Origin of the sequence: Piscinibacter sp. (assembly GCF_047600445.1) — a bacterium.
Taxonomy (GTDB): domain Bacteria; phylum Pseudomonadota; class Gammaproteobacteria; order Burkholderiales; family Burkholderiaceae_C; genus Piscinibacter.
Map to the genome: position 1 here is coordinate 1,746,379 of NZ_JASGKT010000002.1, position 13,182 is coordinate 1,759,560.

The window sequence follows — 13,182 nt, forward strand, 5'->3', positions numbered from 1 at the left end:
GCGGGAGATTCATGCTTGCGGTTCCATCGGCGCGGCGTCGTCGGCCGCAGGGTCGCTCTCGTCGGAGAGGGCTTCGGGGAGAACTTCGGGGGACATTTCGGGGGGGAGCGCTTCGGCAGCGTCGGCCGGCGCTTCCAGCGCCAGCGCCGCCTGTGCGTCGATCAGCGAGGGCTGCTCGTCGTCGGGCAGCGCCTCGGCGAGCATCGCGCCGGCGGCGGGCGCGCCATCGATCATCGGCAGTTGCTCCAGGCTGGCCAGGCCGAGGTCGTCGAGGAACTGGCGCGTCGTGGCCAGCAGCGCCGGCCGGCCCGGCGCCTCGCGGTAGCCGATCGCCTCGACCCAGCCGCGGTCTTCGAGCTGCTTGATGATCTGGCTCGCGACGGTGACGCCGCGGATCTCCTCGATGTCGCCGCGTGTCACCGGCTGGCGGTAGGCGATGATGGCCAGCGTCTCCATCACGGCGCGCGAATACTTCGGCGGCTTCTCGGGGTTCAGGCGGTCGAGGAACTCGCGCATCTCGGGCCGGCTCTGGAAGCGCCAGCCATGGGCCAGCGCCACCAGCTCGACGCCGCGGTCTTCCCAGTCGCGCGTGAGTTCGTCGAGCAGGGCGCGCAGCGTGTCCGGCCCCAGCTCGTCGTTGAACAGCGTGCGCATCTCGCGCAGGGGCATGGGCTGGCTGGCGCAGATGAGCGCGGTCTCGAGGACGCGCTTCGCATCCTGTGTATTCATGGATCCTGTCAAATCCTCGGCCGGGGGTAGCCGGCTGGTCTGGCAAGTGGGCCGCGCATATCGCGCCGGCGGGGGCTGAGGCGCCTCGGTGGACCGCCTCAGGGGGCCTGGCAGCCGGAGCGGCCAGGGGCCGCGGTTCGCGGCGGCCGGCCCGCTCGGGCTGGAGGGATGGCGCGCATTGTACCCGCCGTCAACCCGACCCGCCCAGCGCGCGCCAGGCGGGCGCCAGATCGGCCGGCGGCGCGGCCTCGAATTGCAGGGGGCGCCCGTCGATCGGGTGCACGAAGCCGAGCCGGAAGGCATGCAGCGCCTGGCGCGTCAGGCCCAGCGCCGGCGCGCCGCCGTACAGCGCGTCGGCCACCAGCGGATGCCCGCGCGAGGCCAGGTGCACGCGGATCTGGTGCGTGCGGCCGCTGTGCAGCGTGCAGCGCAGCGCGCTGAAGCCGTCGCGCGCCGCGACGCGTTCGACGTCGGTGCGCGCCGGCTTGCCGGCGGCGAGCACCGCCATGCGCACGCGCGACTTCGGGTCGCGGCCGATCGGCGCGTCGACGCTGAACGCCGCCTCGGCCACCTCGCCGTGGCAGATCGCGAGGTACCGGCGCTGCACCTCGCGCGCGGCGATGGCGCGCACCAGCGCGGTCATCGCCGGCAGCGTCTTGGCCACCACCATCAGGCCGGAGGTGTCCTTGTCGAGCCGGTGCACGATGCCGGCGCGCGGCAACGCGGCGGCGCCGGCGTGGTGCGCCAGCAGGCCGTTGAGCAGCGTGCCCGACCAGTGGCCCGCGGCCGGATGCACGACCAGGCCGGCCGGCTTGTCGAGCACCAGCAGTTGCGCGTCCTCGTGCACGACGGCCAGCGCCATCGCCTCGGGCCGGAAGGCGCGGCTCTCCTCGGTGCCGACCAGCTCGACCGCGATGCGCTGCCCGGCGCGCAGTTTCTGCGCCGCCGCGCGCGCCGCCACGCCGTCGACGCTCACCAGGCCGCGCTCCAGCAGGCTTTGCAGGTGGCTGCGCGAGAACTCGGGCGCCATCGCCACCAGCAGCTTGTCGAGCCGCTGGCCGTGCCACTCGGGGCCGGCCGGCGCCTCGCGGCGCTCCGCCGCGCCGTCGCCGTCGACCTCGGCGTCGGCCTCGCCCTGCGGGGGCGGCTCCCTATAATCCGGCGCTTCTGTCATGACGTGTCCGCGCGCGAGCGCGGCGCTAGCCTCAGCCCATGAATGTGATGCCTTGGATCGGCCTGCCGGGCCTGCGTGCAGCCCTCGTGACAGCCACCGTGCTGCTGGCCGCCTGCGGCTCGGGCCCGAAGGACGAGAGCAGCAACTGGTCGCCCGAGAAATTGTATTCAGAGGCCAAGGACGAGGCCTCGGCCGGCGCCTACGACCGCGCCGCCAAGCTCTACGAGCGCCTCGAAGGCCGCGCCGCCGGCACGCCGCTGGCGCAGCAGGCGCAGATCGAGCGCGCCTACGTGCTGTGGCGCAGCAACGAGAAGGCCGAGGCGCTATCGGTGCTGGAGCGCTTCATCAAGCTCAACCCGTCCAGCCCCGGGCTGGACTACGCGCTGTACCTGCAGGGCCTGGTCAACTTCAACGACAACCTCGGCATCCTCGGCAAGTTCGCCGCGCAGGACCTGTCCGAGCGCGACCAGCAGGCGGCGCGCGATTCGTACCAGTCGTTCAAGCAGCTCGTCGACCAGTTCCCGCGCTCGATCTACGCCGAGGACGCGCAGGTGCGCATGAACTACATCGTCAACTCGCTGGCGGCCTACGAGGTGCACGTGGCGCGCTACTACTTCCGGCGCGGCGCCTACGTGGCCGCGGCCAGCCGCGCGCAGCAGGCGGTGCAGGAGTTCCAGCACTCGCCGGCCGCCGAGGAGGCGCTGGCGATCATGTCGCGCAGCTACGACCGCCTCGGCCTGGTCGAACTGCGCGACGACGCGCGCCGCGTGCTGGAAGCCAACTTCCCGCAGAGCCGCTTCGCCGGCGAGAGCGGCAACGCGCCCGACAAGGCGTGGTGGAAGATCTGGTAGCTCAGAACGGCACGTCTTCGCGCTCGCGTTCGCTCGCCAGCGTCTCCAGCCAGGCGCTCGCCTCGGCTTCGTTCGCCACCCGCGTCATCGGCGGCAGCGCTTCGCGCAGGCGCCGGCCGTAGTTCATGCCGGCCATGCGCGGATCGCACACCACCAGCAGGCCGCGGTCGGTCTCGCTGCGGATCAGCCGCCCGGCGCCCTGCTTGAGCGACACCGCCGCCTCGGCGATGAAGTAGTCGGCGAAGGCGTTGCGGCCCTGCGCCTCGAGGCGCTTGACGCGCGCCTCGACCAGCGGATCGTTGGGCGGCGGGAACGGCAGCTTGTCGATCAGCACGCATTGCAGCGCGTCGCCGGGCACGTCGATGCCCTCCCAGAAGCTCTGCGAGCCGACCAGCACCGAGCGCGGCTCGGCGAGGAAGCGCTGCATCAGCGCGCGCTTGGGCGCCTCGCCCTGCTGCAGCACGCGCAGCGTGTCGCCGGCCGCCTCGAACTCGGCGCGCAACTGCTCGGCGATCGCCTGCAAGGCGCGCAGCGTGGTGGTCAGCACGAAGCTGCGGCCGCCCAGCACGCGCGCGAAGCGCGAGGCCAGCGTCGCCACCGCGGCCGGATGCGCCGGCTCGTTCGGCTTGGGCATGCCGGCCGGGATGTACAGCCGCGCGTGCGCCGCGTAGTCGAACGGGCTGCCCACGCGCAGCGTGCGCGCCGCCTCCAGGCCGGCCTGCTCGGTGAACCAGGCGAGCGCGTCGTCCTCGCCCAGCGTCGCCGAGGTGAATATCCAGGCTTTGCGGGCGTTGCCCATCTGCTCGGCCAGCGCCTCGCGGATGTCCAGCGGCGACTCGACCAGCCGCGCCTGGTGCGGCGAGACGTCGATCCAGCGCACCCGGCCGGTGGCCGCCTCGTCGGCGAAGCGGCCGGCCAGCGTGGCCAGCGTGCCGGCGCGCTCGGCGAGCTTGACCAGATCGGGCGAAAGCTCGGCCACGCCGTCCAGCGCCTGCCCGGCCGCGTCCGCCGCGCGGCCGAGTTCGGCGAGCGCGGCGACGAAGTCCTCGCGCTTCGCACGTTCGTCCCAGCGCAGCTTGAGCGTGCCGCGCAGATCGCGCAGCGGCCCGGCGGCGGCCAGGCGCAGCTCGCGCGCCGCCTTCTCGACCGCGGCGGCGAGCTCCTGCCACTTGGCCAGCCCGCGCGCCAGTTGCAGGCCCAGGCCGAGCAGGTCGCGCGAGAAGTCCAGCGCCTGCGCGGTCGACAGCGTGGTGCCGAGGAACTGCACGCCGGCCTCGGGCAACTGGTGCGCCTCGTCGAACACCGCCACCTCGACGCTGGGCAGCAGTTCGGCCACGCCGCTGTCGCGCAGCGCCAGGTCGGCGAAGAACAGGTGGTGGTTGACCACCACCACGTCGGCCGCCATCGCCTCGCGGCGCGCCCTGACGACGTGGCAGGCGCGGAAGTCGGCGCACTCGCTGCCCAGGCAGTTCTCGCGCGTCGAGGTCACCAGCGGGATCACGCTGCTGCGCTCGTCCAGGCCGTCCATCTCGGCGAGGTCGCCGCTGCGCGTGGCCTGCGACCACTGCTCGACCTTGGCGAGCGTGCGCACCGCCCAGCGGTCGGGCAGCGTGGCCGACTGGCGCGCCTGCTTCATGCGGTGCAGGCACAGGTAGCTGGCGCGGCCCTTGAGCAGCGCCACGCTCACCGGCAGTTGCAGCGCGTCGCGCAGGCGCGGGATGTCGCGCAGGAAGAGCTGGTCCTGCAGGCTCTTGGTGGCGGTGCTGACCAGCGCGCGCGCGCCCGACAGCAGCGTCGGCACGAGGTAGGCGAAGGTCTTGCCGACGCCGGTGCCGGCCTCGGCCACCAGCGCGGCGCGCGATTCGATCGCCTCGGCCACCGCCTCGGCCATGCGCAACTGCACCTCGCGCTCGACGTGGCGCTCGTCGGCCTGGGCCAGCGCGCCCGCGCCCGACAGCGCCCGGCGCGAGGCGGCGGCGAGGCCGGGCACGGCGTCGGCGGGCTCCGCCGTCATGCCGGCTCGGGAGGTTCGAGCTCGGCCTCGAGGCGGGCGATCATGTCGCGCAGCGCCAGGCGGCGCTTCTTCAGGCGACGCATCGCCAGCTCGTCGCCGGGATGCTCGATGGTGGCGCGGTCGATCAGGTCGTCGAGGTCGGCGTGCTCGATGCGCAGCTCGATCAGTCGACGCGGCAGGGAATGCAGGTTGTCGTCCATCGACGCGCCACGGCGGAACAGGCCTTAGGTCGCAGAAATCGCCCCGGAGCGGGACGGATCAGCGATTATAGTTTTCGGCCATGAGCACCACGACCGCCGGCTACCGTCTGTCCGCCGCCACCGGCATCCACCGCGGCGACCGGGCCTACCAGCAGGACCAGGTGCAGATCATCCCGCACCAGCGCGTGCCCGGCTGCGTGATGGCGGTGCTGGCCGACGGCATGGGCGGCAAGAGCGGCGGGCGCAAGGCCGCCGACCAGGTGATCCTGACCGCGCAGCAGATCTTCGAGCGCTTCGCCGTCAACCGCGACGACGCGGCCGAGGCGCTCAAGCAACTGGTGCTGGAAGCGCACCTGATGATCAAGCTGACCGCGATCACCTCCGAGGAGGAGCCGCACAGCACGGTGGCCGCCTGCATCATCGGCCCCACGCGCGAGTGCCACTACGTGCATGCCGGCGATTCGCGCGTCTACCACTTCCGCGGCTCCGACATGCTCACGCGCACGGTCGACCACTCCTACGTGCAGCGCCTCGTCTCCGAGGGCTCGATCAGCGAGGAGGACGCCAACAACCACCCGCAGTCGAACCTGCTGACCGGCTGCCTGGGCACGCACCAGGACCCGCCGATCAGCATCGGCCACATCGAGCGGCTGGAGGTGGGCGACAGCGTGCTGTGCTGCAGCGACGGCCTGTGGCATTACTTCACGCCGCGCGAGCTGGGCGCGATCGTGCATGCCCTGGCGCCGCGCGAGGCCAGCGAGATGCTGGTCAGCAAGGCGCGCCAGCGCGCCCGCGGCGGCGGCGACAACCTCTCGCTCGCGCTGATCCGCGTCGATCCGCTCGGCTGACGGGCGCCGCGTCAGCGCGCGGCCGGGTCGGGCAGCGGCGCGGCCGGCTTGCCCTTCTTCTCGCGCTCGGCGCGGCGCCGCTCGGCCTGCTCGCGGTGCCTTTGCGCCTCGCGCTGGTGGGCCTCGGCGCGCTCGCGCTTGCGCGCCTCCTGCGCGGCGCGCTCGGCCGGCGACACCGCCGGGGCCGGCGCGCGCGCCGCCTTCGGCTCGCGCGGCGGGCGCGGCGGCCGGGGTTCGTGCGGCTCGGCGGTCCGCGCGGCGCGCGGGGCGCTGGCGCGTTCGCGCTCGGCGCGCTGCTTCGCCTCGATGGCGGCCAGCCGCGCCGTGGCGCGCTGGCGGCGCTGCGCCTCGTCGAGCACGCTTTCCTCGCGGCGCAGCCGCTGCGTCACCTCGCGGTGATCGCCGCGCGCCGCGTCGACGCAGGCCGTCACCGCGAAGCGCTGCTGGCATTCCTCGCGCTGCGCGCGCAGCCGCGCGTCGGCCTGCGCGCGCTCGTGCGCGATGCGCTTGCGCTCGGCCACGGCGTCGTCGGCGTGCGCCGGCGCGAGCGCGGCGAGCAGCAGGCAGGCGGCGGCGAGCAGCGGCCTCATCGTCAGGTCAGCGAGGTGTCGACGGCGCGGCGGTCCAGCGCCAGGAACTCGGCCGACTGCATCTCGGCCAGCCGCGACACCGTGCGCGGGAACTCGTGCGCCAGCGGTCCCTCGGTGTAGAGCTGCTCGGCGGGCACCTCGGCCGACAGGATCAGCTTGCAGCGCCGGTCGTACAGCACGTCGACCAGCCAGGTGAAGCGGCGCGCCTCGGAGGCCATGCGCAGCGGCATGCGCGGCACGCCCGACAGCAGCACGGTGTGGAACTGCGTGGCGATCTCGAGGTAGTCGTTCTGCGAGCGCGGCCCGCCGCACAGCACCTTGAAGTCGAACCACACCACGCCGCCGGCGCGGCGCCGCGCGCGCAGCTCGCGGTGCTCGATGCGCAGCACCGGATCCTCGTCGCGCGCCTCGGCGAGCCGATCGAAGGCCTCGTCCATCGCCGCGTCCGCCTCGGGGCCGAGCGGGCAGTGGTAGAGCTCGACGTGCTCCAGCGTGCGGCGCCGGTAGTCGGTGCCGTTGTCGACGTCGATGACCTCGAGCCGGCGCTTGAGCAGCTCGATCGCCGGCAGGATGCGGTCGCGGTGCAGGCCGTTCGGGTACAGCGCGTCGGGGTGGAAGTTCGAGGTCGTCACGATGCTGACGCGGTTCTCGAACAGCGCTTCGAGCAGGCGGTGCAGGATCATCGCGTCGGTCACGTCGGCGACGTGGAACTCGTCGAAGCAGATCAGCCGGTGCCGCCGCGCGATGCGCGCGCCCAGCTCCTGCAGCGGGTTGACCACGCCCTTGAGATCCTGCAGCTCGCGGTGCACCTCGCGCATGAACTCGTGGAAGTGCAGCCGCGTCTTGCGCGTCAGCGGCACCGAGACGAAGAAGCAGTCCATCAGGAAGCTCTTGCCCCGGCCCACGCCGCCGTACATGTACACGCCGCGCGGGATCGGCGGGCGCGCGATCAGCTTGGTGATCGCGTTGCTGCGCCGCGCCTTGTAGGCGATCCACTCGTTCTCGCAGCGCTCCAGGGCGGCCACGGCGCGCAACTGCGCCGGGTCGGCCGCGTAGCCGCGCTCGGCGAGCGTCTGCTGGTACAGCGCGCGGACGCCCATGCCCGTCGCGATCAGAAGTTCAGCGTGCGCTTGTCGACCGCCAGGGCGGCTTCCTTCGTCGCTTCGGACAGCGACGGGTGCGCATGGCAGATGCGCGCGATGTCCTCGGCGCTGGCCTTGAACTCCATCGCCACCACCGCCTCGGCGATCAGCTCCGAGGCGAACGGCCCGACGATGTGCACGCCGAGGATCTCGTCGGTGGCCGCGTCGGCGAGGAACTTGACGAAGCCGGTGGTGTCGCCGAGCGCGCGCGCGCGGCCGTTGGCCATGAACGGGAAGCTGCCGGCCTTGTAGGCGCGGCCGGCGGCCTTGAGCTGCTGCTCGGTCTGGCCGACCCAGGCGATCTCCGGGCTGGTGTAGATCACCCAGGGAATGGTGCCGAAGTTCACGTGGCCGTGCTGGCCGGCGATGCGCTCGGCCACCGCGACGCCCTCTTCCTCGGCCTTGTGCGCGAGCATCGGCCCGCGCACCACGTCGCCCACCGCCCAGACGTTGGGCAGGTTGGTGCGGCATTCGTCGTCGACGACGATCGCGCCGCGCTCGTCGAGCTTCAGACCGACGGTCTCGGGGTTCAGGCCGACGGTGTTGGGCACGCGGCCGATCGAGACGATCAGCTTGTCGACCTCCAGCGTCTGCGCCTCGCCCTTGGCGTTGGCGTAGGCGATGGCGACGCCCTTCTTGCCGGCCTTGACCTCGCCGATCCTGACGCCGAACTCGAACTTCAGGCCCTGCTTGACGAAGGCCTTGTGCGCCTCCTTGGCCACCTGCTCGTCGGCCGCGCCGAGGAAGCCGGGCAGCGCCTCGAGGATGGTGACCTCGGCGCCGAGGCGGCGCCACACCGAGCCCATCTCCAGGCCGATCACGCCCGAGCCCACCACGCCGAGCCGCTTGGGCACCGCGGGGATACGCAGCGCGCCGTCGTTGGAGAGGATCTGCTCCTCGTCGAAGGGCGCGCCCGGCAGCGCGCGCGCGTTCGAGCCGGTGGCGACGATCACGTGCTTGGCGAGCAGCGATTCGTTCGCCGTACCCGCGACCGCAATCTCATAACCACCCTCACCCGCTTTCACGAACGAGCCGCGGCCGTGGAAGAAGGTCACCTTGTTCTTCTTGAAGAGGTACAGGATGCCGTCGTTGTTCTGCTTCACGACGGTGTTCTTGCGCGCGACCATTTTGGCCACGTCCATCTTCAGGTTCGTGAGGCTGATGCCGTGCTCGCCGAAGTGGTGCGCGGCCTGCTCGTAGTGCTCGCTCGATTGCAGCAGCGCCTTGCTCGGGATGCAGCCGACGTTGGTGCAGGTGCCGCCCGGCGCCGGGCCGCCCTTGTCGTTCTTCCACTCGTCGATGCAGGCGACGCTGGCGCCCAGTTGCGCCGCGCGGATCGCCGCGATGTAGCCGCCCGGGCCGCCGCCGATCACGACGACGTCGAATTGTCTGGTGCTCATCGTGCCGTCCTCAGATGTCGAACAGCAAGCGGGCCGGGTCTTCCAGCGCTTCCTTCATCGCGACCAGGCCCAGCACCGCCTCGCGGCCGTCGATGATGCGGTGGTCGTAGCTCATCGCAAGGTAGTTCATCGGGCGCACCACGACCTGGCCGTTCTCGACCACCGCGCGGTCCTTGGTCGCGTGCACGCCGAGGATGGCGCTTTGCGGCGGGTTGATGATCGGCGTCGACAGCATCGAGCCGAACACGCCGCCGTTGCTGATCGAGAAGGTGCCGCCAGAGAGTTCGTCGAGCGAGAGCTTGCCGTCGCGGGCCTTCTGGCCGAACTCGGCGATCTTCTTCTCGATGTCGGCGAAGCTCATCTGGTCGGCATTGCGCAGGATGGGCACCACCAGGCCGCGCGGCGAGCCGACCGCGATGCCGATGTCGAAGTAGCCGTGGTAGACGATGTCGTTGCCGTCGACCGAGGCGTTGAGCACCGGGTAGCGCTTGAGCGCGGCCACCGCCGCCTTCACGAAGAAGCTCATGAAGCCGATCTTGACGCCGTGCTCCTTCTCGAACTTCTCCTGGAAGCGCTTGCGCATCTCCATCACCGGGGCCATGTTGACCTCGTTGAAGGTGGTCAGGATGGCGTTGGTGGCCTGCGACTGCAGCAGCCGCTCGGCGATGCGCGCGCGCAGGCGCGACATCGGCACGCGCTGCTCGGGGCGGTCGCCCAGGTTGACGGCCGCCGGCGCGGCGACGGCCGGCAGCGGCTTGGCCACGGCGGGCGCGGCCGGCACGGCCAGCGCCGGCGCGGCGGCGGCGCCGGCCACGGCGGCGAGCACGTCGCCCTTGGTCACGCGGCCGTCCTTGCCGGTGCCGGGCACCGAGCCGGCGGGCAGCTTGTTGTCGGCCATCAGCTTGGCGGCGGCGGGCATGGCCACGCCGGCCTTGCCGGCGGCGGCCGGCGCGGGGGCCGCGGCGGCGGGCGCGGGCGCCGCAGCCGCCGCCACCGAGGCCGTGCCTTCGGTGTCGATCTTCGCGATCACCTGATCGCTGACGACGCTGCCGCCGTCGCCGACGACCAGGTCGGCGATCACGCCGGCGGCCGGCGCCGGCACTTCGAGCACGACCTTGTCGGTTTCGATCTCGATCAGGATCTCATCGATCGCCACGGCTTCGCCGGGCTTCTTCTTCCATTGCAGCAAGGTGGCTTCGGCCACCGATTCCGACAGTTGCGGAACCTTCACTTCGACGATTGCCATGATGTGTCTTCAGAGTGTGTTGTACGTACCGCGCGGCCGCCGCGCGGGCCCGGCTCGGCCGGTCCGCCGGCGGCGCAGCGCCGCCGGGCGCTGCGGGGGTGGACCTATTTCGTGAGGACGAAACCCTTGAGTTTTCCGAAGGCCTGGTCGAGCAGCGCCTTCTGCTGGTCCTGGTGCAGGTGCGCGTAGCCCACCGCCGGCGAGGCCGAGGCGGGCCGCCCGGCGTAGCCGAGCTTCTGGCCTTCCAGCATGTTCTCGTGGATCTGGTGCTGCACGAAGAACCAGGCGCCCTGGTTCTGCGGCTCGTCCTGGCACCACACCACGTCGACCGCGTTCGGGTACTTCTTCATCTCCGTCGCGAAGGCCTTGTGCGGGAACGGGTAGAGCTGCTCGACGCGCAGGATCGCGACGTCGGTGTGCTTCTTCTCGGCGCGCGCCTTGACGAGGTCGTAGTAGACCTTGCCCGAGCACGCGACCACGCGCTTGACCTTGTCGTGCACGATCTCGGCGCTGACCTCGCCGATCACCGTCTTGAACTCGCCGCGCGTGAACTCGCTCAGCGGCGAGGTGGCGTCCTTGTTGCGCAGCAGGCTCTTGGGCGTCATCAGCACCAGCGGCTTGCGGAACATGCGCACCATCTGGCGGCGCAGCACGTGGAAGATCTGGCTCGCCGAGGTGGGCTGCACCACCTGCATGTTGTTGTCCGCCGCGAGCTGCATGAAGCGCTCCAGGCGCGCCGAGCTGTGCTCGGGGCCCTGGCCTTCGTAGCCGTGCGGCAGCATCAGCGTCAGGCCGTTGGCGCGGCCCCACTTGACCTCGCCGGAGGCGATGAACTGGTCGATGACCACCTGCGCGCCGTTGGCGAAGTCGCCGAACTGCGCCTCCCAGATGGTCAGCGTGTTCGGCTCGGCGCTGGCGTAGCCGTACTCGAAGCCGAGCACCGCCTCTTCCGACAGCAGCGAGTCGATCACGACGAAGGGCGCCTGGCCCTCGGCCACGTTCTGCAGCGGCGTGTAGGTGCCTTCGTCCCAGCGCTCGCGGTTCTGGTCGTGCAGCACCGAGTGGCGGTGCGTGAAGGTGCCGCGCCCGCAGTCCTCGCCCGACAGCCGCACGGCGTAGCCGCTGGCCACCAGCGAGGCGAAGGCGAGGTGCTCGCCCATGCCCCAGTCGACGTTGATCTCGCCGCGGCCCATCGCGGCGCGGTCGGCCAGCACCTTCTCGACCAGCGGGTGCGGCTTGAACTTCTCGGGCAGCGTGGTGATGCGCTCGGCCAGGCGCTTGACCTCGGTCAGCGGCAGCGCGGTGTCGGCCGCGTCGGTCCACTTCTTGCCGAGGAAGGGCGCCCAGTCGACCGAGTACTTGCTCTTGTAGTTGGTCAGCACCGGATCGACGGTGTGCTTGCCGGCGTCCATCGCGGCGCGGAAGGCCTTGACCATGTCGTCCGGGCCGCCTTCGGGCAGCACGCCCTGCGCCACCAGCTTGTCGCCGTACAGCTTGCGCGTGCCGGGGTGCTGGCCGATCTTCTTGTACATCAGCGGCTGCGTCAGCGCCGGCGTGTCCTGCTCGTTGTGGCCGAGCTTGCGGAAGCAGATGATGTCGACCACGACATCCTTGTTGAACTCCTGGCGGTACTCGAGCGCGAGCTGCGTGCACAGCACCACCGCTTCCGGGTCGTCGCCGTTCACGTGCAGCACCGGCGCCTCGATCATCTTGACGACGTCGGTGCAGTACAGCGTCGAGCGCGTGTCGCGCGGGTCGCTGGTGGTGAAGCCGATCTGGTTGTTGATCACCAGGTGCACGGTGCCGCCGGTGTAGTAGCCGCGCGTCTGCGCCAGCGCCAGCGTCTCCATCACCACGCCCTGGCCGGCGAAGGCCGCGTCGCCGTGCACCAGCACGGGCAGCACGCTGTCGCCTTCCTTGTCGCCGCGGCGGTCCAGCCGCGCCTTGACCGAGCCCTCGACCACCGGGTTGACGATCTCCAGGTGCGAGGGGTTGAACGCCAGGCTCAGGTGCACCGGGCCGCCCGGCGTGGTGATGTCCGACGAGAAGCCCTGGTGGTACTTGACGTCGCCGGCCGGCAGGTCTTCCTTGGCGGTGTGGTCGAACTCGGCGAACAGGTCCTTGGGCATCTTGCCGAGCGTGTTGACCAGCACGTTGAGGCGGCCGCGGTGCGCCATGCCGATCACCATCTCCTGCACGCCGCGCTTGCCGGCGCCCTGCACCAGTTCGTCCATCGAGGCGATGAAGCTCTCGCCGCCCTCCAGCGAGAAGCGCTTCTGGCCGACGTACTTGGTGTGCAGGTAGCGCTCCAGGCCCTCGGCGGCGGTCAGGCGGTCGAGGATGTGCTTCTTCTCGTCGGCCGTGAAGCTGGGCTTGCTGCGGATGGCCTCCAGCTTCTGCTGCCACCAGCGCTTCTCGACCGGCTCGGTGATGTGCATGAACTCGGCGCCGATGGTGCCGCAGTAGGTTTCGCGCAGCGCCTGCAGGATCTCGCGCAGCGTCTGGTGCTCGGCGGTGGTGAAGTAGGTGTTCGTCGCGCTGAACGTGATGTCCATGTCGGACTCGCTCAGGTCGTAGAACGCCGGCTCCAGCTCGGGGATCTTGGGGCGCTCCTGGCGCTTGAGCGGGTCGAGGTCGGCCCAGCGCGCGCCCAGCGAGCGGTAGGCCGCGATCAGCGACTGGACGTGGACCTGCTTGCGCGCCACCGCCAGCTCGCTGGCGCTGGCCTTGACGGCGAAGGCGTTGGCCTTGGCGCGCTGCGCGAAGGATTCGACGACGGGGGCGTGCGCCATGTCGCGGGCGTTGCTGCCGTCGGTGGCGGGAACGTGCTGGAGCGCGTCGAAATACGTGCGCCAGTTGTCGGGAACCGAGCCGGGGTTGTCGAGGTAGGCCTCGTACATCTCCTCGACGTAGGGCGCGTTGCCTCCGAACAGGTACGAGTTCGACCTGTATTGCTGCATCATCTTCGCTCACCTCTCGCGCCGGTTT

At 71.2% G+C, this 13,182-nt stretch carries 11 protein-coding genes; 2 read left to right on the top strand and 9 right to left on the bottom strand.

What is annotated here, in order from left to right; all coding sequences use genetic code 11:
• Positions 1-9: 9 nt before the first annotated feature.
• Complete coding sequence (gene scpB, locus QM792_RS12360; RefSeq protein WP_415150382.1) at positions 10-729, bottom strand: SMC-Scp complex subunit ScpB; 720 nt, start codon at positions 727-729, stop codon at positions 10-12.
• Between the two features lie 190 nt (positions 730-919).
• Positions 920-1,903, bottom strand: coding sequence for an RluA family pseudouridine synthase (locus QM792_RS12365; protein ID WP_415150383.1), 984 nt, complete (start codon positions 1,901-1,903; stop codon positions 920-922).
• A 47-nt stretch (positions 1,904-1,950) separates the two neighbouring features.
• On the opposite strand from QM792_RS12365, the gene QM792_RS12370 reads away from it, so the two are divergent.
• The gene (locus QM792_RS12370; protein WP_415151622.1) at positions 1,951-2,754 is read left to right on the top strand and encodes an outer membrane protein assembly factor BamD; all 804 of its coding nucleotides are present in this window, start codon (positions 1,951-1,953) and stop codon (positions 2,752-2,754) included.
• A gap of 1 nt (position 2,755) precedes the next feature.
• On the opposite strand, the gene QM792_RS12375 is transcribed toward QM792_RS12370, so the two are convergent.
• Positions 2,756-4,768, bottom strand: coding sequence for an ATP-dependent DNA helicase (locus QM792_RS12375; RefSeq protein ID WP_415150385.1), 2,013 nt, complete (start codon positions 4,766-4,768; stop codon positions 2,756-2,758).
• Positions 4,765-4,968, bottom strand: coding sequence for a YdcH family protein (locus QM792_RS12380; RefSeq protein ID WP_415150386.1), 204 nt, complete (start codon positions 4,966-4,968; stop codon positions 4,765-4,767). Before QM792_RS12380 ends, QM792_RS12375 begins: the two co-directional genes overlap by 4 nt.
• An 80-nt stretch (positions 4,969-5,048) precedes the next feature.
• On the opposite strand from QM792_RS12380, the gene QM792_RS12385 reads away from it, so the two are divergent.
• Positions 5,049-5,816 carry a PP2C family protein-serine/threonine phosphatase gene (locus tag QM792_RS12385; RefSeq protein ID WP_415150387.1) on the top strand — a complete coding sequence of 256 codons (768 nt, stop codon included), beginning with the start codon at positions 5,049-5,051 and terminating at the stop codon, positions 5,814-5,816.
• Positions 5,817-5,827: 11 nt separating this feature from the next.
• On the opposite strand, the gene QM792_RS12390 is transcribed toward QM792_RS12385, so the two are convergent.
• The 5 genes from QM792_RS12390 to QM792_RS12410 all read right to left on the bottom strand — a co-directional run bounded on the left by QM792_RS12390 (position 5,828) and on the right by QM792_RS12410 (position 13,157).
• Positions 5,828-6,406 (bottom strand): hypothetical protein, encoded by a 579-nt coding sequence (locus tag QM792_RS12390; RefSeq protein WP_415150388.1) that lies wholly within the window; start codon positions 6,404-6,406, stop codon positions 5,828-5,830.
• 2 nt (positions 6,407-6,408) lie between these two features.
• Positions 6,409-7,506: a cell division protein ZapE gene (gene zapE, locus QM792_RS12395; protein WP_415150389.1), complete on the bottom strand. Its 1,098-nt coding sequence runs from the start codon at positions 7,504-7,506 to the stop codon at positions 6,409-6,411.
• An 11-nt stretch (positions 7,507-7,517) separates the two neighbouring features.
• Positions 7,518-8,948 carry a dihydrolipoyl dehydrogenase gene (lpdA, locus tag QM792_RS12400; RefSeq protein WP_415150391.1) on the bottom strand — a complete coding sequence of 477 codons (1,431 nt, stop codon included), beginning with the start codon at positions 8,946-8,948 and terminating at the stop codon, positions 7,518-7,520.
• A 10-nt stretch (positions 8,949-8,958) separates the two neighbouring features.
• Positions 8,959-10,194, bottom strand: coding sequence for a 2-oxoglutarate dehydrogenase complex dihydrolipoyllysine-residue succinyltransferase (odhB, locus tag QM792_RS12405; RefSeq protein ID WP_415150393.1), 1,236 nt, complete (start codon positions 10,192-10,194; stop codon positions 8,959-8,961).
• Positions 10,195-10,298: 104 nt separating this feature from the next.
• Positions 10,299-13,157 carry a 2-oxoglutarate dehydrogenase E1 component gene (locus tag QM792_RS12410; RefSeq protein ID WP_415150394.1) on the bottom strand — a complete coding sequence of 953 codons (2,859 nt, stop codon included), beginning with the start codon at positions 13,155-13,157 and terminating at the stop codon, positions 10,299-10,301.
• Positions 13,158-13,182: the final 25 nt, after the last annotated feature.

What these genes read in the sequence shown, in the direction of transcription:
- QM792_RS12410 (WP_415150394.1), bottom strand. Translation starts at nt 13,157, where the DNA reads ATGATGCAGCAATACAGGTCGAACTCGTACCTGTTCGGAGGCAACGCG.
- odhB (WP_415150393.1), bottom strand. Translation starts at nt 10,194, where the DNA reads ATGGCAATCGTCGAAGTGAAGGTTCCGCAACTGTCGGAATCGGTGGCC.
- QM792_RS12380 (WP_415150386.1), bottom strand. Translation starts at nt 4,968, where the DNA reads ATGGACGACAACCTGCATTCCCTGCCGCGTCGACTGATCGAGCTGCGC.
- zapE (WP_415150389.1), bottom strand. Translation starts at nt 7,506, where the DNA reads ATGGGCGTCCGCGCGCTGTACCAGCAGACGCTCGCCGAGCGCGGCTAC.
- QM792_RS12370 (WP_415151622.1), top strand. Translation starts at nt 1,951, where the DNA reads ATGCCTTGGATCGGCCTGCCGGGCCTGCGTGCAGCCCTCGTGACAGCC.
- QM792_RS12390 (WP_415150388.1), bottom strand. Translation starts at nt 6,406, where the DNA reads ATGAGGCCGCTGCTCGCCGCCGCCTGCCTGCTGCTCGCCGCGCTCGCG.
- scpB (WP_415150382.1), bottom strand. Translation starts at nt 729, where the DNA reads ATGAATACACAGGATGCGAAGCGCGTCCTCGAGACCGCGCTCATCTGC.
- QM792_RS12385 (WP_415150387.1), top strand. Translation starts at nt 5,049, where the DNA reads ATGAGCACCACGACCGCCGGCTACCGTCTGTCCGCCGCCACCGGCATC.
- QM792_RS12365 (WP_415150383.1), bottom strand. Translation starts at nt 1,903, where the DNA reads ATGACAGAAGCGCCGGATTATAGGGAGCCGCCCCCGCAGGGCGAGGCC.
- QM792_RS12375 (WP_415150385.1), bottom strand. Translation starts at nt 4,768, where the DNA reads ATGACGGCGGAGCCCGCCGACGCCGTGCCCGGCCTCGCCGCCGCCTCG.
- lpdA (WP_415150391.1), bottom strand. Translation starts at nt 8,948, where the DNA reads ATGAGCACCAGACAATTCGACGTCGTCGTGATCGGCGGCGGCCCGGGC.